The sequence below is a fragment of the Agrococcus lahaulensis DSM 17612 genome (genome assembly GCF_000425105.1).
Taxonomy (GTDB): Bacteria; Actinomycetota; Actinomycetes; order Actinomycetales; family Microbacteriaceae; genus Agrococcus; species Agrococcus lahaulensis.
Window position 1 is genome coordinate 829637 of the sequence record NZ_AULD01000005.1, and the last position, 21388, is coordinate 851024.

Below are 21388 nucleotides of genomic sequence, written 5' to 3' on the forward strand. Positions count from 1 at the left end.
GAGCCCGCGGTGCCCTACGAGGCGGTGCTGTTCGACATGGATGGGGTGGTCACCCAGACCGCGGTCGTGCACGCGGCGGCGTGGAAGCAGCTCTTCGATGAGGTCCTGCGAGATCCTCGGCTCTCGACCGCCGATGCGGCACGGCCATTCGACGAGGGTGAGGACTACCGGCGCTACGTCGACGGGAGGCAGCGCGAGGATGGAGTGGTCGCGTTCCTCGCGTCGCGCGGCATCCGACTGCCCGACGGCAGTCCAGAGGACGGGCCGGACGAGTGGTCGGTCTACGGGCTCGGTGCGCGCAAGAACGTGCTGTTCCTCGAATCGGTGCGCCGCGCGGGCGTAGCCGCCTATCCGGGAACTGTCGCCCTGCTGAAGCGCTTGCGCTCGGGCGGGGTTCCTGTGGGCCTTGTCACCGCGAGCCGCAACGCTCGCGCTTCGCTGGTTGCAGCCGGGCTCGACGTCGAGTTCGACGTGATCGTCGACGGGCAGACCGCTGCGGAGGAGCGGCTGCCGGGCAAGCCGGATCCGGCGATGTTCCTCGCGGCGGCGCGCCTGCTCGGCGTACCGCCGGCGCGCGCGGCGGTCGTGGAGGATGCTGTCTCCGGTGTCGAGGCTGCTCGACGCGGCGGCTTCGGGCTCGTGGTCGGCATCGACCGCACGGGGAACCGCGAGCAGCTCGAGCTGGCCGGCGCCGATGTCGTGCTGGGAGACGTCTCACAGCTCGACCTGGGCGCCACCGAGGCCGACTCCTGGACCCTGGTCTACGACGGCTTCGACCCTGCGCACGAGGGCCATCGCGAGGCGCTGACCGCTCTGGGCAACGGGTACATGGCGACCCGAGGGGCGCGTCCCGAGCATCACGATGACGGCGTGCACTATCCCGGCACGTACTTGACAGGGGTCTACAACCGTGCCACCGGCGTGATCCATGGTCACGCGCTCGAGGAGGAGCACCTGGTCAACGTCCCCAACTGGCTGCCGCTCGACCTCCGCATCGGGGATGGGCCGTGGTGGTCGAGCGGGGGGATCCGAGTCGTGGAGGAGCGGAGCGAGCTCGACCTGCGTCGCGGGGTCCTCACGCGCCGAGCCACCTTGATCGGAGAGTCCGGCCAACGACTCAGCATCCTCCAGCGGCGGCTGGTCGCGATGCACAACCCTCACCTCGCGGGGTTGGAGACCACCATCACGGCCGAGGGCTTCAGCGGCGCCGTCGGCGTTCGGGTCGGCATCGATGCGGCCGTGGCGAACGGCAACGTCCGCGCCTATGCCAGCACCCGGCATCTCTCCGACCCCTCGTTCACCGAGGCGGCCATCGACACGGTGCTGTGCGAAGTCAGCACCGTGCAGAGTCGGATCGGCATCGCGCTCGCCGTTCGGACCACGCTCACGGGCGATGCGACCGTGACGCCACGCGCCGCTGAGCGCGACGGCGCGGCTCACTGGCGGCAGTTCGACCTCCGGCTCGCGGACGGCCTGCCGGTCACGATCGACAAGGATGTCGCCGTGGTCACCTCCCGCGACGGTGCCATCGCGTCCCCCGGCGCTGCCGCGCTGACCGAGCTGGACCGTCGGCGCCCGGGCTTCGAGGCGCTGCTGACCGAGCATGTGGCGGCGTGGCGGCGCTTGTGGGATCGATTCGCGATCGCGCTCGATTCCGATCAGCAGTCACGCTTGCTCCTCAACCTGCATGTCTTCCATCTCCTCCAGACCATCTCCGTGCACAGCGCAGCGCTCGATGCCGGGGTGCCCGCCCGCGGTCTCCACGGCGAGGGCTACCGGGGGCACGTCTTCTGGGACGAGCTGTTCGTCATGCCGGTCGTCGGGTTGCGATGCCCTCGGGTCGGTCAGGCGCTGCTGGAGTACCGCTGGCGGCGGCTGGATGCCGCTCGGGCCGCGGCGCGCGCGCAAGGACTCGAGGGGGCGCTCTTCCCCTGGCAGAGCGGCAGCGACGGACGCGAGGAGACCCCGCGAGAGCTGTACAACACGCGCTCGGCCCGCTGGATGCCGGACAACTCGAGCCGTCAGCGCCATGTCGGGCTCGCGGTGGCCTTCAACGCGTGGCAGCACTTCCAGGCCACCGGCGACCGGGACTGGCTCGCAGCGCGCGGTGCGGAGCTCATCGTCGAGGTCACCCGGATGTTCGCGTCGTCGGCACGCTGGGAGCCCGAGACGGGCAGATACCACATCGACGGCGTGATGGGGCCCGACGAGTACCACGATGGATACCCGCACGCGCCGGGCGAGGGCCTGCGCGACAACGCCTACACGAACGTGCTCGTGTCGTGGCTCTGCGACCGCGCCGCCGATGCGCTGGAGGAGCTGCGAGGTCATCCCGGTGACGACCTCGTAGACCGGCTGCACATCACGACGGACGAGATCCGTATGTGGTCCGTGCTCGGCAGCCGTCTTGCTGTGCCGTTCCATGCCGATGGCGTGATCAGCCAGTTCGACGGCTATGAGCAGCTGCTCGAGCTCGACTGGCAGCGCTACCGCGCCACGTACGGCAACATCGGGCGGCTCGATCTCATCCTCGAGGCCGAGGGCGACATGGCCAACCGCTACAAGCTCTCGAAGCAGGCGGATGTGCTCATGCTGATCTACCTCCTCGGGCCCGCCGGCGTGATCGAGCAGCTGCATCATCTCGGCTACGAGTGCTCGGAGCGGGACCTCGAGCGCACGATCGCGTACTACCTCCCCCGAACCGCGAACGGCTCGACGCTCAGCCGTGTCGTGCACGCCTCGGTCCTGGCCCGATTCGACGAGGTGCAGGCTTGGTCCACGTTCCGGGCGGCCTTGATCGCAGACCTGGATGACACGCAGGGCGGCACCACGCGCGAGGGGATCCACCTCGGGGCGATGTCCGGGACGATCGACATCGTGATCCGTGCCTTCGCCGGCCTGCGGACCGAGGCGGATGCGCTCATCCTCGATCCCCGCCTGCCCGGCCACCTCGAGGATGCGGGCTTCCAGATCGGCTACCGGGGCCATCGGATCGACGTGTCCCTGAGCCGAGATCTCGTGACGGTCTCGCTGCTGCCGTGCGGCGCACCTCCCGTCCGGGTCGGAGTCGCGGGACGCTTCGCGCTCCTCTCGGGAGGCGAGAGCGAGCGGTTCCCGCTGGCGCGAGGGACGCGCGGGGATGCGCGGTCGGCGACGAGCGCGCAGGATCCAACACACCGAACCAACCGGGAGGATGGGCGATGAGCAAGACCAGGGTGGCCGTCAACGGATACGGCGTGATCGGGAAGCGGGTCGCCGACGCGGTGCGGCTGCAGCCAGACATGGAGCTCGTCGGCGTCGCCGACGTCGCGACGGATTGGCGCATCATGGCCGCGAGAGGCAAGGCGCCGATCTTCGGCGCGACCGACGACGCGGCGCGCGCCATGCGTGCGGCTGGATTGGACATCGCCGGCACGCTGGAGGATCTCATCAGCGCGGTCGACATCGTGGTGGACACCACTCCGAAGCGCGTCGCGGCTGGCAACATCCAGCGGTACCGGGATGCCGGGGTCAAGTTCGTGCTCCAGGGTGGGGAGTCGCATGAGACGACCGGGCACTCCTTCGTCGCGCAGGCGAACTACGAGAGCGCGCTCGGTCGCGAGAGCACCCGGGTCGTGTCGTGCAACACGACGAGCATCGTGCGCGTGCTGGGCGCGCTGCATGACGCCGGCCTCCTCTCGAGCGCTCGAGGGGTGCTGATCCGACGTGCCACGGATCCATGGGAATCGCACCTGGGCGGCATCATGAACACCGTCGTCCCGGAAGCGAGGATCCCCTCGCATCAAGGGCCGGACGCGCAGACGGTGATGCCTGAGCTCGACCTCGTCACCATCGCGGCGAAGGGCGCGCACACGGAGACGCACAACCACTACTGGACCCTTCGGATGACGAAGCAGGTGACCCGGGATGAGGTGCTCGACGCGTTCCGCGCCGCTCCGCGCGTCGCGTTCATCCGGATGTCCGACGGTCTCGTCGCGCTGAACTCCACGATCGAGCTCATGCGTGACCTCGGCCGACCGCGGGGCGACATGTGGGAGGTGGCGATCTGGGAGGATCTGGTCACCGTGCAGGACGACGAGGTGTACTTGACCTACCAGGTCCACAACGAGTCGATCGTCGTGCCGGAGACCATCGACGCGATCCGTGCGCTGACCGGGAGCGCGCCCGACGCTGCCTCCTCGATGCGGATGACCGACGCGACGCTCGGCATGACGGGCGACTTCCTGACGCCTTCGCCCGGCCAGCCGAAGTGAATCGGACCGGGTCGCCGGCTCGCGGCGCCCGCAGGGCGGCGCAGCGAGCGATAGGATCACCGCATGCCTGAGAGCTGGTGGGGGAACGCGATCTTCTCGCTCATCCCGACGATCGTGCTCGGGCTGCTGTTCTGGATGGTGCTGCGGTTCATCATCCGCGGCGACCGCACCGCCCGGCTCGAGTACGACCGCATCGAGGCCGAGGAGCGCGCGAAGGCGGGTCTGCCGCCCAAGGGGACGGCGGAGCAGGGCACGGCGGATGCGTCCGCGGCCGCACCGAGCGCGGCTCCGGGCGCGCAGGCGGCCGAGCGGGCACCGGCCTCGACGCCGGCGCCCGACGAACCGGCTCGCTGATCGGCCGGCGGCCGCCGACGCCGCAGCGTCAGCGCATGACGGGCGCCGCGACCTGGGGCTCGAGCGACGCCTGCGGCACCAGCAGCTCCGCGCCGGGCGCGCCCTTCGTCCAGCGCTGCTCCTTGCGCAGGAAGAAGTGCACGGCGAGGTAGCTCGCGCCGAGCGCGAGCACGGCGATGCCGAACGAGAGCCAGTCGTCGCCCGAGACGGGCTGCGACGAGAACGCCGACGTGCCGGTGAGCGCGAGCGGCACCATGATGAAGACGTTGTTCGCCGTGTGCAGCACCGATGCGGCCTCGAGGCCGCCGGTGCGGAAGGTGAGCATCGAGCACGTGAAGCCGACGAGCGAGAGCTGCAGCGTCGCCGCGATCGACGGGTGCATGTGCGCGGCGCCGAAGATGAGGCCCGTGAGCGCGCCGATGCCGATCGAGGCGACCCAGGGGTTCGCGATCCAGCCGCCGAGCATCTGCGTGAGGAAGCCGCGGAAGGCGAACTCCTCGCCCGTCGCCTGCAGCGGGGTCGTGAGCAGGATGATCGCGACGAGCCCCCAGTTGGGGTTCCACTGCCACTCGACGCTGGGGTCGAGCGAGAGCGTGACGCCGATGTAGACCGCGAAGATCGGCACGATCACGATCGCCGCGCGGCCGACCGTGCGCCAGCGCCAGCGGCCGACGACGCTCGAGACGTAGCCGCCGGCGCCCTTGCCGAAGGCGGCGGCAGCGACGATCGCGCCCGGGATCATCGAGGCCCACGAGAGGTTGACGCCCGCCATGCCGAGCGGCGAGCCGATGACCTCGAAGAGCGCGTCGAAGGTCGCGGACTCGGGGTTCGTCGACGCCTCAGCGAGGTCGAGGTTCAGCAGCGCGTCGACGAGGCCGGGCATGATGAGCGCGAGCATGACGATCTGACCGGCGGCGAAGAAGCCGATCGCGATCGCCCACGCGAGGAACCAGCGGCCGACGCGCTTCGTGAGCGGGCGGAACGCGGTCGCGTAGGCCTGGTCGGGCATCGGGAGCGCCGCCGGCAGCAGCGCCGGCTTGGCGGGCGGCGGAGCGAAGGCCGGCCCGTAGCCGTAGCCCTGCGGAGCGTAGCCCGGCCCCGCGTAGCTGCCTTGGCCGTAGCCCTGCGGCGCGTAGCCCGGCTGCCCGTAGCCCTGCGGCGCCGGCTGCCCGTAGCCCCCGTAGCCCGGCTGGCCGGCGGGCGCGGGCGGGAGCACCGGCTGACCGTACGGCTGCGCGTATCCCGGTTGCTGGTAGCCCGGCTGCGCGGGCTGCTGGCCGTGGATCGCCGGCGCGAACGGCTGCTCCGCGGGCGCGGAGTGGGCCTGGCCGGGCTCGGGCTGGGTGGGCTGATCGGTCACCGTGCTCCTTCGACGTCCGTCCGAGGCTATCGGGGCGAGCCAGGCGTTCCGTGTGCACGCACCTCGAACAGATCGCCCGGCTGGCACTCGAGCGCGTCGCACAGCGCGATGAGCGTGGAGAAGCGGATGGCCTTGGCGCGGTCGTTCTTCAGCACCGAGAGGTTGACGAGACTGACGCCGACCGCTTCGGCGAGCGCCGTGAGGGTGATGCCGCGCGCCTCGAGCAGCCCGTCGAGCCGGCAGTGCAGGCGCGAGAGGTCCTCCTCGGCGGGCACTAGACGAGCCCATCGGTGTCGCGCCGCAGGCGGTCGCCGACGCCGAACGTGGTGATGGCGATCGCGACGACGAACGCGATCGACACGAGAGCGAACGGCTCGACCACGAACACCGCCCCGACGAGGCCGCTGCCGAGGAGCTGCGCGATCGCGTCGTTCGCCCCTACGGTCGCGCACAGCGGCACGAGCCACGCGCCGAGGAGCGCGGCCGCGCCCGCGGCGCCGACGAGCCTCGTGTTGGCGCTGCTGAAGACGCGGCCGCGCATGATGCTCGCCGCGACCGCGAGCAGGCAGGCGATGACGATGAGCACGACGAGCCCGAGCAGCACCTGCTCGAGCACGAGCGGGACCACGGTCGTCATCGTGGGGTCCGGCACGACGAGCCGCGCGGTCTCGATCTCGATCGGGAGCTCGGGCGCTCCCGCTGCGATGCGCGCTCCCGCGTCCGTGCCGGCGAGCTGCGCGCGCACGCGCACCGGACCGCCTCCGACGAGCTCGGCGATCCGCCCGGCGGCGGACGCGAGCGTCCAGGTCGCGATGCCCGCCCCCGAGAGCATGAGGATCGCGAGCGGGATCGTGTCGCCGCGCGACGTGGACTGCGGGCGGATGGTGAGCGAGCCCATCGGCTCCTCCTTCGGTCGAACGCTTATCGAATGTCGATACATTATCGAAACTCGATAAGCAGCGCAAACCAGGCCGGACCGCGCGGGGGGCCCGCCGCATCCGTCGTTCGTGCCCACAGCGAACACGGCGGCGTCGTCCCCCACCCCGCGGCTACGCTCGAGACCAAGGAAGGGAGGCAGCGATGTTCGAGAGGTTCACCGACCGCGCTCGCCGAGTCGTGGTGCTCGCTCAGGAAGAGGCGAAGCTGCTCAACCACAACTACATCGGCACGGAGCACATCCTGCTCGGCCTCATCCACGAGGGTGACGGTGTCGCGGCCAAGGCCCTCGAGCAGCTCGGCATCTCGCTCGATGCCGTCCGCGCGCAGGTGCAGGACATGATCGGCACGGGCAGCCAGCAGACGACGGGCCACATCCCGTTCACGCCGCGCGCCAAGAAGGTGCTCGAGCTGAGCCTGCGCGAGGCGCTGCAGCTCGGCCACAACTACATCGGCACCGAGCACGTGCTGCTCGGCCTCATCCGCGAGGGCGAGGGCGTCGCCGCCCAGGTGCTCGTCAAGCTCGGCGCCGACCTCAACCGCGTGCGCCAGACCGTCAACCAGCTCCTCGCCGGCTACCAGGGCAAGGAGTCGACGACCGTCGGCGGCGAGGCGACGCAGCAGTCCGACACCAAGGGCTCGCAGATCCTCGACCAGTTCGGGCGCAACCTCACGCAGGCCGCTCGCGACGGCAAGCTCGACCCCGTCATCGGGCGCGAGAAGGAGATCGAGCGGGTCATGCAGATCCTCTCGCGCCGCTCGAAGAACAACCCGGTGCTGATCGGCGAGCCGGGCGTCGGCAAGACCGCCGTCGTCGAGGGCCTCGCGCAGGCGATCATCAAGGGCGAGGTGCCCGAGACGCTCAAGGACAAGCAGGTCTACACGCTCGACCTCGGCAGCCTCATCGCCGGCAGCCGCTACCGCGGTGACTTCGAGGAGCGCCTCAAGAAGGTGACGAAGGAGATCCGCACCCGCGGCGACATCATCACCTTCATCGACGAGATCCACACGCTCGTCGGCGCGGGTGCCGCCGAGGGCGCGATCGACGCGGCGAACATCCTCAAGCCGCTCCTCGCGCGCGGCGAGCTGCAGACGATCGGCGCGACGACGCTCGACGAGTACCGCAAGCACTTCGAGAAGGACGCCGCGCTCGAGCGCCGCTTCCAGCCCATCCAGGTGAACGAGCCGTCGGTCGCCCACACGATCAACATCCTCAAGGGCCTGCGCGACCGCTACGAGTCGCACCACAAGGTGACGATCACCGACGGCGCGCTCGTCGCGGCGGCGAACCTCGCCGACCGCTATGTGCAGGATCGCTTCCTGCCCGACAAGGCGATCGACCTGATCGACGAGGGCGGCGCGCGCCTGCGGCTGTCGATCCTCTCGGCGCCGCCGGAGCTGCGCGAGTTCGACGAGCGCATCGCCGACGTCCGCTCCCGCAAGGAGGGCGCCATCGAGGGCCAGGACTTCGAGGCGGCCGCGCGCCTGCGCGACGAGGAGAAGGAGCTGCTCGGCGAGCGGCTGCGGCTCGAGAAGCACTGGCGCTCCGGCAACGGCGGCCACACGGGCATCCTCGACGAGGGCGTCATCGCCGAGGTGCTCGCGAACGCGACCGGCATCCCGGTGTTCAAGCTCACCGAGGAGGAGTCGGCTCGCCTCGTCTTCATGGAGAAGGCGCTGCACCAGCGCGTCATCGGCCAGGAGGAGGCCGTGAGCGTGCTCGCGAAGACGATCCGCCGTCAGCGCGCGGGCCTCAAGGACCCCCGTCGCCCCTCGGGCTCGTTCATCTTCGCCGGCCCCACGGGCGTCGGCAAGACCGAGCTCGCGAAGGCGCTCGCCGAGTTCCTGTTCGACGACGAGGACGCGCTCATCTCGCTCGACATGTCGGAGTTCAGCGAGAAGCACACCGTCTCGCGGCTCTTCGGCGCCCCTCCCGGGTTCGTCGGCTTCGAGGAGGGCGGCCAGCTCACCGAGAAGGTGCGGCGCAAGCCGTTCTCGGTCGTGCTCTTCGACGAGATCGAGAAGGCGCACGTCGACATCTTCAACTCGCTGCTGCAGATCCTCGAGGAGGGCCGCCTCACCGACGGCCAGGGCCGCGTGGTCGACTTCAAGAACACCGTCATCATCATGACGACCAACCTCGGCACGAAGGACATCTCGGGCGGCCCGGTCGGCTTCGTCATGGAGGGCTCGACCGAGAGCGACTACGAGCGGATGCGCGCGAAGGTCCGCGAGGAGCTCAAGAAGAACTTCAAGCCGGAGTTCCTCAACCGCGTCGACGAGACGATCGTCTTCCCGCAGCTGAGCCCCGAGGAGCTGCTGCAGATCGTCGACCTGTTCATCAAGCGCCTCGCCGAGCGACTGATGGACCGCGACATGACGATCGAGCTCACCGAGGCGGCCAAGCGCCGGCTCATCCACATCGGTCACGACCCGGCGCTCGGCGCGCGGCCGCTGCGCCGCGCGGTGCAGCACGAGATCGAGGATGTGCTGAGCGAGAAGATCCTGCACGGCGAGCTGGGCTCGGGGGAGCACGTCACGGTCGACTTCGTCGACGACGAGTTCGTCTTCACCCACACGTCGCCGGAGCCGCACGAGCCGGAGCTCGCGCCCGCCGAGGCCTGACGCGCGGAACGAGAGAGGGGATCCCGAGAGGGATCCCCTCTTCATCGTCTCCGGGAGTTCACCGTCCCGACACGATCAGGGGTCGCGGGAAGCGCCCCCGCTCCATAGGCTCAGTCTCGGTGCGTCGCACCGCCCCTGTCACCTTGCCTTCGGAGAACCTGTGAACACCAAAGCGAAGCGCTCGCTCGCGGCCGGAGCCGCCTGCGCGCTGGGCGTCGGGCTGCTCGTGAGCACCCCGACGGTCGCGAACGCCGCGCCCATCACCGTCGACCCGACGACCACGGCGGTCGTCAACCTCCTCCACTTCAACGACTTCCACGGCCGCCTCGACGCGACGACGACCGTGCAGTTCGCCGGCACGATCGAGCAGCTGCGCGCCGACTACCCCGAGCAGACCGTGCTGCTCTCGGGCGGCGACAACATCGGCGCCTCGGCCTTCACCTCCGCCTCGCAGGGCGACGAGCCGACGATCGAGGTGCTGAACGCCATGGGCGTCGACGCCGCCGCGGTCGGCAACCACGAGTTCGACAAGGGCGTCGACGACCTCACCGGCCGCGTCGCCGACCTCATCGAGTTCCCCTACCTCTCGGCGAACGTCACGCTGAACGGCGCTCCGATCGGACCCGCATACGAGCTCGTCGAGATCGACGGCATCACCGTCGGCGTCGTGGGCGCCGTGACGGAGTTCACGCCGTCGCTCGTCGACGGCTCGGGCATCGTCGGCGTCGAGTTCGGCGACCCGGTGGCCGCGGTCAACGAGGTCGCAGCGGCACTCACCGACGGGAACGACGCGAACGGCGAGGCCGACGTGATCGTCGCCGAGATCCACGAGGGCTCGCAGGTCGTCCTCCCGGTCAACGCTCCCCAGGAGGAGCAGCAGGCGCTCCTCGGCCCCGACGCGGCCGCCGGCGGCCCCTTCGGCGAGATCGTCAACGGCCTCTCCGCCGACGTCGACGTCATCTTCAACGGCCACACGCACCGCACCTACTCGTGGCTCGCGCCCGTGCCGGGCGCCGCGGGCGAGACGCGTCCCGTCGTGCAGTCGAACGAGTACTCGAACCTCGTCGGCCAGGTCGTCCTCGCGGTCGACCGCGCGTCGCTCGACGTCTCGGTCGAAGTGCTCACGAACCACGCGCGCACGACGGCCCCTGCCGCCGACCTGGTCGCCGCGTACCCGCGCGTCGCGGCGGTCAAGGAGATCGTCGACGCGGCGGTCGCCGAGGCCGCGGTGATCGGCAACGTCGAGGTCGGCACGATCTCGGGCCCGATCACGGTGCCGGCGCTGTCGAACGGCAACCGCGGCGAGGAGTCGACCGCGGCGCAGATGGTCGCGAACATGTACCGCGACCAGCTCGCCCCCGAGGGCCGCGGCGGCGCCGACATCGGCATCGTCAACCCCGGCGGCGTGCGCGACAGCCTGCTCTACGCGGCGACCGCCCCGGAGACCGAGGACGGTGTCGTGCGCCTCGCCGAGGCGAACAACGTGCTGCCCTTCATCAACAACCTCTGGACGATCACGATGACCGGCTCGGAGCTCGACCTGCTGCTCGAGCAGCAGTGGCAGCGCACCGCCGCAGGCGAGCCGCTCACGTCGGGCCGCACCTACCTGCAGCTCGGGCTGAGCGACAACGTGACCTACGTCTCCGACCCGAGCCGCCCGCTCGACGACCGCGTGAGCGACATCGCGATCGACGGCGTCTTCGTCACGCCCGAGCAGGAGATCCGCATCGCGAGCGCCTCGTTCCTCATGGGCGTCAACGGCGGCTCGCCCGGCGACAACTTCTGGGCCTTCGCCGAGGGCACCGACGAGCGCGACTCCGGGCTCGTCGACCAGGACGCGCTGCTGGCCTACCTCGCCGACAACCCGCGCCTCGCCCCCGACTACTCGGTGCGCCACGTCGACATCGCCGGCCTGCCCGAGGTCGTCGAGGCCGGTGCCGAGGTGAGCGTGCAGGTCTCGCTCATCGACCGCATCCGCTCGCTCGGCGCCGAGGCCTCGACGGCCGTCGAGGTGCTCGACGCCGCCGGCGCAGTCGTCGGGTCGGGCGCGGTCACCGTCGTGGCCGACGCCGGGGGCAAGCCGCTCTCGACGACGGCCGCCGTCACGTTCACGCCCGGCACGGCGCGCCAGGACGGCTCGACCGCGCCGGAGGCGTTCGTGCTGCGCGCATCGAACGGCACGCTGATCCCGTTCCAGGTGCAGGTCACTGCCGGGACGGCCGCGCCCGAGCCGGGCCCCGGGAACGGGAACGGGAACGGGAACGCCTACGGGCACGGCCAGGGCAACGGGCACAGCTCCCACGGCAACGGCAACGGCTGGGGTCACCACAAGGGCCACCACCGCCATGGGCACGCGTCGATCCGATGACGCGGCTCGACGGGGTCCGGGCTTCGGCCCGGACCCCGTCCGCGTGGGCGGGGCGGTCTAGCGTCGCGCCCATGGCACGCATCATCTTCGACACCGCGACGACGCTCAACGGGTTCATCGCCGATGACGAGCACTCGCTCGCGTGGCTCTTCGCCGTCGACGGCGGCACCGATCCCGACGACTCCCTGCTGCCGGCAGGCGCGACGGTGATGGTGCTCGGCTCGCACACCTTCGAGTGGATGCTCCGCGAGTGGCACGCGACCGGACGTGAGCAGGAGTGGCGCGACTTCGCGGGCGAGCGGCCCGCGTTCGTCTTCACGAGCCGCGAGCTGCCCGTGCCGGAGGGCTCCGACGTGCGCTTCCTGCGCGGCTCAGTCGCCGACGCGCTGCCGGAGCTGCGGGCGGCGGCCGGCGACGGCGACATCTGGGTCGTGGGCGGCGGCGATCTCGCGGGCCAGTTCCTCGACGCGGGCGCGCTCGACGAGGTCGCGATCTCGGTCGCGCCGGTCGCGCTGCCGAGCGGCGCGCCGCTCATGCCCCGCCGGGTCGAGTCCGACCGGCTCACGCTCGTCGAGGTCCGGCAGGTGGGGCAGTTCGCGCGGCTCGTCTACAGGGTGGGCTCGAACGGGTAGGGGCGTAGGCTCGATCCCTATGGCCGACGCACCCGCACCTGCCCCCGATCGCTCCGAGCTCACCGTGCGGGCAGCGCGCACGAGCGACGTGCGCGCGATGCGCGACCTCATCGAGCCCTACGTGCGCCGACGCATCCTGCTGGGCAAGGAGCTCGTGACGCTCTTCGAGGCCGTGCAGGAGTTCGTCGTCGCCGAGCGCGACGGCGAGGTGGTCGGCTGCGGCGCGCTCCACGTCATGTGGGAGGACCTGGGCGAGGTGCGCACGATCGCCGTCGCCGAGGGCGCGCTCGGCAAGGGCGTGGGCCACGCGATGCTCGTCGACCTCGAGGAGCGCGCGCGTCGGCTCGGTCTGACGCGGCTGTTCTGCCTCACGTTCGAGACCGACTTCTTCAGCCGCCACGGCTACGAGGAGGTCGCCGAGCAGGTCGTCGAGCCCGAGGTCTTCGTCGAGCTGCTGCGCTCCGCCGACGGCGGCGTCGCCGAGTTCCTCGACCTCGCGCACGTGAAGCCCAACACGCTCGGCAACACACGCATGCTCAAGCGGCTGTGAGCCCGCGCCCGGCGCCTACCCTGGATCGGTGAGCACGCCGATGACCGCCAAGCGCCGCGCCGCCGTGCGCCGGCGCCGCACGCTGCTCGGCATCGTGCTCGTCATCGTGATCGCCGTCGTCGCGCTGCTCGTCTGGAGGCCGTGGGCGCCGGCCGAGGCGCCGCCGCCCGCGACCGCGCCGAGCGAGAGCGCGAGCGCCGCGCCCGCCGAGTCGGCGACGCCCACCCCGACCCCGACGACGCCGTTCACGCCCATCGGCGGCAGCCCGACCGCTGCCCCGGGGGAGCCGTGCGCGCCCGAGGCTGTGCGCATCACCCCGACGACCGACCGCTCGACCTATGCCGCCGGCGAGCCCGTGCTGCTGTCGTTCACGATCGAGAACACCGGCGAGAGCGCGTGCTCGCTCAACGCCGGCACCGCCGTGCAGGAGTACGAGATCCGCACGGGGGACGACGTCGTCTACCGCTACACGGACTGCGCCGCCGACGTCCAGGACAACATGGTGCAGCTCGAGCCCGCGACGCCGCAGTCGACCGTGCCGATCGAGTGGGACCGCACGGCGTCGTCGGTCGAGACGTGCACCGCCGAGCGCCCGCAGGTGACGGCGGGCGGCGCCGCCTACAGCCTGAGCGTGCGGGTGGGCGACTACGCGAGTGCCGAGAGCCGGCAGTTCATCCTCGAGTGACGCGCGCGGCGGCCGCGGGTGCCGAGGAGGGAGCCGCGGCTCAGAATCCCGGCACGGCTTCGAGCGGATCGTGCTGCCGCTCACAGCGGCCCGCCGCGAGCGTCTCGACGACCGCGCTCCGCACGAGCGCCACGCCCTCGTCGACGACCCGCGAGTAGCCGAGCCTGCGCGCCTCGGCCGCCCGCCGCTTCGCCGCCGACGCCGCCCGGATCTCGCCGGCGAGCGAGATCTCGCCGACCGCGGCGAGCTCACGCGGGAGGGCGGTGCTGCGGAACGCGCTCGCGATCGCGAGCGCGATCGCGAGGTCGGCGCCCGGCTCGGTGACGCGGATGCCGCCGACGGTCGAGACGTAGACGTCCTGGTTGCCGAGCGCGATGCCGGCGTGCCGCTCGAGCACCGCGATGACCATCGCGACGCGCGAGGAGTCGACGCCGTTCACGACCCGCCGCGGCTGGGCGGTCGATGCGGGCACCACGAGCGCCTGCATCTCGACCGGGAGCGCGCGGCGGCCCTCGAGCGCGATCGTCACGCACGTGCCGGCGAGCGGCGTGGCCGAGCGCGAGAGGAACAGGCCGGAGGGATCGGGGACCTCGAGGATGCCGTCACCGGTCATCTCGAAGCAGCCGACCTCGTCGGTTGGCCCGAAGCGGTTCTTCGACGTGCGCACGAAGCGCAGCGCCGTCTGCCGGTCGCCGTCGAAGTGCGCGACGACGTCGACGAGGTGCTCGAGCACGCGGGGGCCTGCGACGGAGCCGTCCTTCGTGACGTGGCCGACGAGCAGCAGCGGCACGCCGGCAGCCTTCGCCGCGCGCGTGAGGGCTGCCGCGACGTCGCGCACCTGGCTCGGCCCGCCCGCGAGCGACTCGTTCGCGGCGTTCGCGACCGTCTGCACCGAGTCGACGATGACGAGCTCGGGCGCGGTGTCGCGCAGCTGGCCGAGGATCGTCGCGAGGTCGGTCTCGCTCGCGAGGTAGAGCTGCGGCTCGAGCGCACCCGTGCGCTCCGCGCGCAGCCGCACCTGCGCGAGCGACTCCTCGCCCGAGACGTACAGCACGCGGCGGCCGGTCGCGGCCGCGCGAGCGGCGACGGCGAGCAGCAGCGTCGACTTGCCCACGCCCGGCTCGCCCGAGCACAGCACGACGGCGCCCGGCACGATGCCGCCGCCGAGCACGCGGTCGAACTCGGCGATGCCCGTCGGCCAGCGCGGGGCGTCGGCGGTCTCGAGCTCGGTGATCGGCCGGGCCGCGCGCGACGCGGGCACCGAGGCCGCGGCGACGCCCTTCGCGGGCACGCCGACCTCCTCGACGGTGCCCCACTGCTGGCACTCGCCGCAGCGCCCGACCCACTTGAGGGTCGTCCAGCCGCACTCGGAGCAGCGGAACGCGGGGGACTTGGCCATGCGATCGACGCTATCGGCCGCCGCCGACACCGGATCGGCGACGCGAGCGCGAGTGTGCAAGATCGCGAGTCATGAGCGCCGTTCACCCACTACGCTCGCGGACATGCTGACCGTCGGCTCGATCGTGATCCGGTGCAGCGACCTGGAGCGCCAGCGGCGATTCTGGGCCGCGGCGCTCGACTACGAGCCGCGCGAGCCGGTCGAGCCCGACTTCGTGCTGCTGCGGCCGCGGTCGGGTGCCGGCCCGAACGTCTCCCTCGACGCCGTGCCGAGCGAGCGCATCCTGCCCCCGCGCATCCACCTCGACCTGTACGCCGACGACCAGCGCGCCGAGGTCGAGCGGCTCGAGTCGCTCGGCGCGCGTCGCGTCGAGTGGTCGAAGCGGCCGCCCGACGCCGACTACGTGATCATGGAGGACCCCGAGGGCAACCGCTTCTGCGTCATCGACGCCGCACCGGAGGAGGCCGCATGACCGCGCACGTCCGCGACGCCACGATCGGCGACGCCGCAGGCATCGCGCGCGTGCGCGTCGAGACCTGGCGGGCCGCCTACTCCGGCCTCGTGCCCAAGGAGGTGCTCGACCGCCTCGACGTGCAGCGCGAGACCGCCCACCGCGTCGAGCGGTGGGACGAGCACCACGCGGATGCGGGCAGCCACGACCTCGTCGCGGTGGCCGACGGCGAGGTGGTCGGGTGGGCGTTCGCCGGCCGGGCGCGCGAGGAGCTGGACGGCGTCACGGGCGAGCTCTACGCCATCTACGCGCACAGCGAGCGCTGGTCGCGGGGCGTCGGCAAGGCGCTGCTCGCGGAGGCGGAGCGGCGGCTCATCGCCGACGGCCACCGACGCGCCTACCTGTGGATGCTGGACGGCAACGCGCGTGCCGCCGCGTTCTACGACGCGCACGGCTGGCACCTCGACGGCGGGGAGAAGGTCGAGGAGGGGCTGCACGAGGTGCGCCGCGTGAAGGTGCTCCAGCCCTGATCGTCGGCGCCGGTTCGCGAGCGGCTCCGAGCGCGTGTACGCTATCCCCTTGGTGACGTGTCCGAGCGGCCGAAGGTGCGACTCTCGAAAAGTCGTGTGGAGTAACCCTCCACCGTGGGTTCAAATCCCACCGTCACCGCCAGCGGGAGGCCCCGCGCTCAGCGAGAGCGCGGGGCCTTCGCCGTTCCCGAGGCGCGTGCCGCGCCCGCGCGCCCGCAGAGTGCCGACACTCCGCTGCCCAGGGGCTGCTAGATCGCAGAGTGCCGGCACTCTGCTGCCCGGCGGCTGCTAGATCGCAGAGTGCCGGAACTCTGCGCTCGGGCCCGCGTCGCGCTCTGCGCCGGGCGACGGTCGCGCCGCTCCAGTCAGCGGCGGCCGCCGGGGCCGGGGCGGCCGCCGCGGCCGTGGCCGCCGCGCTTGCGCGGGCGCTGGGCGGGCGACGGCTTCGGCTTCGAGGGGCGGGGCTTCGCGCCGGTCGCGGCGTTGCCGGGCTCGACGCGGTGCTCGCGCTCCCGGCCGCGCGACGATGCCGCGCGGCGGCCCTTCGCGATGCCGATGAGCTCCTGGTGCAGCGCGGAGTCGGCGCGCTCGGGCCAGACGAGCGCGATCGTCGTGGTGGGCGCATCCGTCACCACCCGGTGGCGCGTGTTCGGACCGCCGAGGGCGCGCGCGACCGACATCGGCACGATCGCGAGCCCGACGCCGGTCGCGACGACCTCGAGCAGCTGCGCGGGGGAGAGGTCGCCCGACTCGAGCAGCTGCTCGCCCTCGAGGTCGGCGAGCGTCACGGTCTCGAACGCGACGATCGGGTGGCCGACGGCCGCGACGACGACCGCGAGCTCGTCGTAGAGCGGCACGCGGTGCATGCCCTCCGCCTCGATCGGCAGCCGGGCGAGCACGGCATCGGCGCGGTCATCGTGCAGGGCAGCGATCGCGTCGGACTCGTCGAGCGGGACGAGCTCGATCGGCACCTCGGGCACGCGCTGCGCCCACACGCGCATCCACTTCGCGGGCGTCACGCCCGGCACGCCGCCCAGCCGGAACCGTTCCATGCCTCCATCCTGCCGCCCGCGCCCGGCGAGGGATCGCTCAGACCCGCTGCAGGAAGTCGACGACGTCGGCGAGCTCCTCGCCCACGATCGTGTGCGCGCGCCGATAGGTGCGCCGGTCGACGTCGAAGTGCGCGTCGAGCCACGGCGCCGAGCGGGCGATCTTGTCCTTGTGGATGACGTCGTCGAGCTCGCCGATCGTCGTGAGCAGCGGCAGGCGCGGCTCGCGCGCCGCGAGCTCGGCGTCGCCGGGCAGCTCGCCCGCGTGCACGAACGACGAGAGGTGCGCGATCGACGCGAAGCGCTCGGGCGCGAGCCGCGCGAGCTGCACCGCCATCGCCCCGCCCTGCGAGAAGCCGAGCAGGTGCACGCGCGAGTAGTGCCGCTCGAGCCCGTCGAGCCACGCGAGCACGCCCTCGGCGGTCGCGTTGATGCCCGCGTCGTCGTCGCTGTCGATCGGCGAGAAGTCGAACCACGCGAAGCCGCCGCCGTAGGGGATCGGCGCCCGCAGCGACGCGATCGTCAGCTCGGCGGGCAGGTGCGGCGCGAGCCCGAACAGGTCGCCCTCGTGGGAGCCGATGCCGTGCATGACGACGAGCAGCTCGTCGCCCGTGCCCTCGCGCCACTGCACCGCATCCGCGTCGATCTGCTGCATCTCGCGCTCCTCTCCGGCGCCCGCCGCGCCGCTCCCCTCGACAGTAGCCTCGAAGCATGGAGGCGCACCCGTGACGAGCACATCGGCGACGACGCGCGTCATGCCCGCGGCCGGCGGGCGGGGCGCCCGCCGCGCACCCCGGCGGCCGGCGCGCGGCAAGCGGATCGGCCGCGTCGTCTCGCTCGACGCCGCCCGCGGGCTGCTCGTGCTCGCGACCGTCGCGTGGCTCGCCGCGCCGCGCCGGCCGGTGCCCGCCTCGGAGCCGTGGGGCGCGATCGGCATCGACGCGCTCGCGATGCCGGCTTTCGCGCTCATCGCCGGGTGCGCGTTCGCGATGGCGCAGCACCGCGACTGGACGTCCGGAGGTCGCGTCGCGCTGCGCGCGCTGCTGCTGCTCGGCCTCGGCCTGCTGCTCTCGGCCCTCGCGGCGCTCATCGCGGGCGCCGTCGCCGGCGTGCCGTTCGATCCGGGAGCCGGCACGCTCGGCGGGCTCGAGCGGATGCCCGTGGCCGGGCCGCTCCTGCAGCTCGCGGTCGCGATCGCCGCGCTCGGCTTCCTCGGGCTGCTCGCGCGCAGCTGGTCGGCGTGGGTCGCGGCGCTCGCGATCATCGCGCTCGTCGGCTCGGGCGCGCTGTGGCTCTCGAGCGGGCTGTGCGGCGCGCTGAGCGACGTGTGCAGCCCCGCGACGCTCCTCGTCGGCGGCGTCGCCGACGCGGCAGGCGTGCCCGCCGACCCGCTCGTCGTGCAGGCGGTGACGACCGTCGTCGCGGGCCTCGGCCTCGCGGTGCCCGCCGCGGCGGGCGCCGCGCTCGTGCACGGCTTCCTCCGCGCCCGCAGCGTCACCGGCCGGCAGCGGCCGCGCGTCATCGGCTTCGGCCTGCTCGCGGCGACCCTCTTCGCGGTGCTCGGGGTCATCGCCTACTTCACGCCGACGATGTGGGGGCAGCAGGCGCTCGAGCCGGCCGCCGCGATCTGGACGCCGCCCCTCACCCTCGGCGTCGCGACGCTCGCCGCCGTGCTCGCGACCGTCGCGCATCCGGTCATCGACACCGACCTCCGTGGCGGCACCTCGACGCTCGGCGCCCTCGCCGAGCCCTTCGCCGCGGTCGGCCGCATCAGCCTGCTCGCGGTCGCGACGACGCTCGCGCTGCGCGCCCTGCTCGAGGCGCTGCCCGACCCCGACCCGGTCGGCGCCTTCGCGCGGCTCGGCGACATCCCCTCGGTCGTGCTCGCGCTCGTCGTCGTCGCCGCGTGGCTCGCGCTCGCGCTCTGGGCCGACCGCTCGGGCCGTCGCCTGCGCCCGTAGCCGACCACGCATCCGCCACCTCCGAGCGGCTGGAGGGTCGTCCGGGCAGAATGGGGCGCATGGCCGTGCGCACCCCCGACCCCAACCCCGGATGGCTCAGCGACGAGGAGCTGCAGCACGCGCGCGAGCGCCTGCCGATCCTCTACGTCGAGGCCATCCCCGTGCGGCTCGACGGCATGGGGCAAGTGACCGAGGTGGGCCTGCTGCTGCGCATGAACGAGCAGGCCGTCATGACCCGCACGGTGGTCTCGGGCCGCGTCATGCGCGGCGAGCGCGTGCGCGACGCGCTCTACCGGCACCTCGAGAAGGACCTCGGGCCCATGGCGTTCCCGCAGCTGCCCGCGAGCCCCGTGCCGTTCCACATCGCCGAGTACTTCCCGCTCCCGGGCGACGGCATCTTCTCGGACGAGCGCCAGCACGCGGTCTCGCTCTGCTACATCGTGCCCGTCACGGGCACGTGCGACCCGCGGCAGGACGCGCTCGAGCTCACCTGGCTGAGCCCCGAGGCCGCCGCGTCAGAGCTCGTCACGAGCGAGATGGAGGGTGGCCGCGGCAGCCTCGTGCGCGCGGCACTCGCGCACTGCGGCGCGCTGCGCTGACTCGCGGCGACGCGGCGCTGACTCGGGACGACACAGGGCGGATGCGCAGGGTCGCGCTCCGTAGGCTGGGCGCATGAGCGCGGAGTACCAGGTGACCCTCGAATGGGGCACCGCCGGCATCGACGCGGCGGCGGCCGACGTCATCGTGATCGCGGACGCCGACCGGGGCCCCGAGTCGGCCGAGCTGCAGGACCGCGCGCCGCGCACGACGCTCGTGCTCGACGCGACGCTCGCCAACGCATCCGACGTCGCCCGCGCCGTGCTCGACGAGCAGGTGCGGCTCGGCGACCGCGCCTCGATCGCGATCGTCGCGGCGGGGGACCGCTGGGGCGACGGGAGCCTGCGGCCGAACGCCGCCGACCTGCTCGTCGCCGGCCGCGTCGTCGACGAGCTCGCCGAGCTCGGCATCGACTTCCACAGCCCCGCGTGCGCGGCGGCGTGCGCCGCGGCCGTGGCCCTGCGCGGCGCGACGAACGCGCTCGTCGCGGCCGAGACCGCTGCGCGCGCCCCGCGCGCCGAGCCCGAAGGAGCCGCACGATGAGCTGGCAGCCCGATCCCGCCCGCTACGACGCCGACCGGCCTGGCGCGATGCAGTACCGCCGCGCCGGCAGCTCCGGCCTCAAGCTGCCGCTGCTCACGCTCGGCCTGTGGCACAACTTCGGCGACGACGTGCCGCTCGAGCGGCAGCGCGAGCTCATCCTCGGCGCCTTCGACCGCGGCGTCACGCACTTCGACCTCGCCAACAACTACGGCCCGCCCTACGGCGCGGCGGAGTCGAACTTCGGCCGCGTGCTCGCGAGCGACCTCGGCGCGCACCGCGACGAGGTGCTCGTGACGACGAAGGCCGGCTGGGACATGTGGCCCGGCCCCTACGGCTTCGGCGGCACCCGCAAGTACCTCGTCGCGAGCCTCGACCAGTCGCTGCGGCGCATGGGGCTCGACTACGTCGACATCTTCTACCACCACCGTCCCGACCCCGAGACGCCGCTCGAGGAGACGATGGCGGCGCTCGACCACATCGTGCGCTCGGGCCGGGCGCTCTACGTCGGCGTCTCGAGCTACTCGGCCGAGGAGACGCGCCGCGCCCACGCGATCCTCGACTCGCTCGGCACGCCGCTCACGATCCACCAGCCGTCGTACTCGATGCTCAACCGCTGGATCGAGACGGATGGTCTGCTCGACGCCGTGGGCGAGCTCGGCATCGGGGTCATCGGCTTCACCGCGCTCGCGCAGGGGCTCCTGACCGGCAAGTACCTCGACGGCGTGCCCGAGGGGTCGCGGGCCGCGCTCGGCAGCGCGCGGGGATCGCTCGACGCGACCCTCTCGCCCGAGGCGGCCGAGCGCATCCGCGGCCTCGCTCGCATCGCCGAGTCGCGCGGGCAGTCGCTCGCGCAGCTCGCGCTCGCGTGGGCGCTGCGCGACGAGCGCATGACGTCGCTCACGATCGGCGCGTCGCGGCTCGAGCAGCTCGAGCAGAACATCGCCGCGCTCGGCGGGCTCTCGTTCGGCGACGACGAGCTCGCGGCGATCGACGAGCTCGCGCGCGACGAGCCGGGCGTCGACCTGTGGGCCGGGGCGCGCGACTCGCGCGACTCGCGCGACTGACGCCGCTCGCCGGCCTCCGGCGCCCCCCCCC

At 72.5% G+C, this 21388-nt stretch carries 20 protein-coding genes and 1 tRNA gene; 15 read left to right on the forward strand and 6 right to left on the reverse strand.

The features are described 5' to 3' along the window. The first annotated feature begins 9 nt into the window (after positions 1 to 9). The 3 genes from H508_RS14565 (at position 10) to H508_RS16605 (ending at position 4607) form a co-directional block, all read left to right on the forward strand. Entirely contained in the window at positions 10 to 3204 is a 3195-nt protein-coding gene (locus H508_RS14565; RefSeq protein ID WP_245569443.1) for a beta-phosphoglucomutase family hydrolase, read from the forward strand. After that, positions 3201 to 4253, forward strand: a complete 1053-nt coding sequence (locus H508_RS0104615; RefSeq protein ID WP_026373203.1) for a type II glyceraldehyde-3-phosphate dehydrogenase — start codon at positions 3201 to 3203, stop codon at positions 4251 to 4253. The genes H508_RS14565 and H508_RS0104615 overlap by 4 nt, the downstream gene beginning before the upstream one ends. A 63-nt stretch (positions 4254 to 4316) precedes the next feature. Continuing rightward, positions 4317 to 4607 (forward strand): hypothetical protein, encoded by a 291-nt coding sequence (locus H508_RS16605; protein WP_051222686.1) that lies wholly within the window; start codon positions 4317 to 4319, stop codon positions 4605 to 4607. Positions 4608 to 4635: 28 nt separating this feature from the next. Here H508_RS16605 and H508_RS0104625 read toward each other — a convergent pair whose 3' ends face one another. From H508_RS0104625 to H508_RS17800, 3 genes are read right to left on the reverse strand one after another with little or no spacing between them, the layout of a single operon-like run. Further along, a complete protein-coding gene (locus tag H508_RS0104625) occupies positions 4636 to 5967 on the reverse strand; it encodes a CPBP family intramembrane glutamic endopeptidase (protein ID WP_026373204.1) in 1332 nt (443 codons plus the stop codon). A gap of 26 nt (positions 5968 to 5993) precedes the next feature. Further along, positions 5994 to 6242 carry a helix-turn-helix domain-containing protein gene (locus H508_RS17795; protein WP_026373205.1) on the reverse strand — a complete coding sequence of 83 codons (249 nt, stop codon included), beginning with the start codon at positions 6240 to 6242 and terminating at the stop codon, positions 5994 to 5996. After that, the gene (locus H508_RS17800) at positions 6242 to 6865 is read right to left on the reverse strand and encodes a hypothetical protein (protein ID WP_051222688.1); all 624 of its coding nucleotides are present in this window, start codon (positions 6863 to 6865) and stop codon (positions 6242 to 6244) included. The genes H508_RS17795 and H508_RS17800 overlap by 1 nt, the downstream gene beginning before the upstream one ends. Positions 6866 to 7047: 182 nt before the next feature. Here H508_RS17800 and H508_RS0104640 point away from each other — a divergent pair, with 182 nt between their 5' ends. The 5 genes from H508_RS0104640 (at position 7048) to H508_RS0104660 (ending at position 13763) form a co-directional block, all read left to right on the forward strand. Then, entirely contained in the window at positions 7048 to 9528 is a 2481-nt protein-coding gene (locus tag H508_RS0104640) for an ATP-dependent Clp protease ATP-binding subunit (protein ID WP_026373206.1), read from the forward strand. 160 nt (positions 9529 to 9688) lie between these two features. Then, a complete protein-coding gene (locus tag H508_RS14580; protein ID WP_051222690.1) occupies positions 9689 to 11896 on the forward strand; it encodes a bifunctional metallophosphatase/5'-nucleotidase in 2208 nt (735 codons plus the stop codon). A gap of 71 nt (positions 11897 to 11967) precedes the next feature. Continuing rightward, positions 11968 to 12528: a dihydrofolate reductase family protein gene (locus H508_RS0104650; RefSeq protein ID WP_026373207.1), complete on the forward strand. Its 561-nt coding sequence runs from the start codon at positions 11968 to 11970 to the stop codon at positions 12526 to 12528. Between the two features lie 19 nt (positions 12529 to 12547). Then, on the forward strand, positions 12548 to 13078 hold the full coding sequence (locus H508_RS0104655) for an amino-acid N-acetyltransferase (RefSeq protein WP_051222692.1): 531 nt from the start codon (positions 12548 to 12550) through the stop codon (positions 13076 to 13078). 28 nt (positions 13079 to 13106) lie between these two features. Beyond that, on the forward strand, positions 13107 to 13763 hold the full coding sequence (locus tag H508_RS0104660) for a hypothetical protein (RefSeq protein WP_051222693.1): 657 nt from the start codon (positions 13107 to 13109) through the stop codon (positions 13761 to 13763). A 40-nt stretch (positions 13764 to 13803) separates the two neighbouring features. Here the strand turns inward: H508_RS0104660 and radA are convergent, their stop codons facing one another. Beyond that, on the reverse strand, positions 13804 to 15162 hold the full coding sequence (gene radA, locus H508_RS0104665) for a DNA repair protein RadA (RefSeq protein WP_026373210.1): 1359 nt from the start codon (positions 15160 to 15162) through the stop codon (positions 13804 to 13806). A gap of 103 nt (positions 15163 to 15265) precedes the next feature. Here radA and H508_RS0104670 point away from each other — a divergent pair, with 103 nt between their 5' ends. The 3 genes from H508_RS0104670 (at position 15266) to H508_RS0104680 (ending at position 16285) form a co-directional block, all read left to right on the forward strand. After that, a complete protein-coding gene (locus H508_RS0104670) occupies positions 15266 to 15634 on the forward strand; it encodes a VOC family protein (protein ID WP_021010953.1) in 369 nt (122 codons plus the stop codon). Beyond that, entirely contained in the window at positions 15631 to 16143 is a 513-nt protein-coding gene (locus H508_RS0104675) for a GNAT family N-acetyltransferase (RefSeq protein ID WP_026373211.1), read from the forward strand. The genes H508_RS0104670 and H508_RS0104675 overlap by 4 nt, the downstream gene beginning before the upstream one ends. Before the next feature lie 51 nt (positions 16144 to 16194). After that, positions 16195 to 16285 (forward strand) — tRNA-Ser (locus H508_RS0104680). A gap of 223 nt (positions 16286 to 16508) precedes the next feature. Here the strand turns inward: H508_RS0104680 and H508_RS0104685 are convergent. Then, complete coding sequence (locus H508_RS0104685) at positions 16509 to 17195, reverse strand: LysR substrate-binding domain-containing protein (RefSeq protein WP_026373212.1); 687 nt, start codon at positions 17193 to 17195, stop codon at positions 16509 to 16511. Between the two features lie 37 nt (positions 17196 to 17232). Beyond that, positions 17233 to 17847, reverse strand: a complete 615-nt coding sequence (locus H508_RS0104690; protein ID WP_026373213.1) for an alpha/beta hydrolase — start codon at positions 17845 to 17847, stop codon at positions 17233 to 17235. A 70-nt stretch (positions 17848 to 17917) separates the two neighbouring features. Here H508_RS0104690 and H508_RS0104695 point away from each other — a divergent pair, with 70 nt between their 5' ends. The 4 genes from H508_RS0104695 to mgrA all read left to right on the forward strand — a co-directional run bounded on the left by H508_RS0104695 (position 17918) and on the right by mgrA (position 21357). Continuing rightward, positions 17918 to 19153 carry a hypothetical protein gene (locus tag H508_RS0104695; protein ID WP_156905981.1) on the forward strand — a complete coding sequence of 412 codons (1236 nt, stop codon included), beginning with the start codon at positions 17918 to 17920 and terminating at the stop codon, positions 19151 to 19153. 59 nt (positions 19154 to 19212) lie between these two features. Next, positions 19213 to 19752 (forward strand): NUDIX hydrolase family protein, encoded by a 540-nt coding sequence (locus tag H508_RS0104700; RefSeq protein ID WP_026373215.1) that lies wholly within the window; start codon positions 19213 to 19215, stop codon positions 19750 to 19752. A gap of 73 nt (positions 19753 to 19825) precedes the next feature. Continuing rightward, on the forward strand, positions 19826 to 20293 hold the full coding sequence (locus H508_RS14585) for a hypothetical protein (protein ID WP_051222695.1): 468 nt from the start codon (positions 19826 to 19828) through the stop codon (positions 20291 to 20293). After that, entirely contained in the window at positions 20290 to 21357 is a 1068-nt protein-coding gene (gene mgrA / locus H508_RS0104710) for an L-glyceraldehyde 3-phosphate reductase (RefSeq protein WP_026373216.1), read from the forward strand. Before H508_RS14585 ends, mgrA begins: the two co-directional genes overlap by 4 nt. Positions 21358 to 21388: the final 31 nt, after the last annotated feature.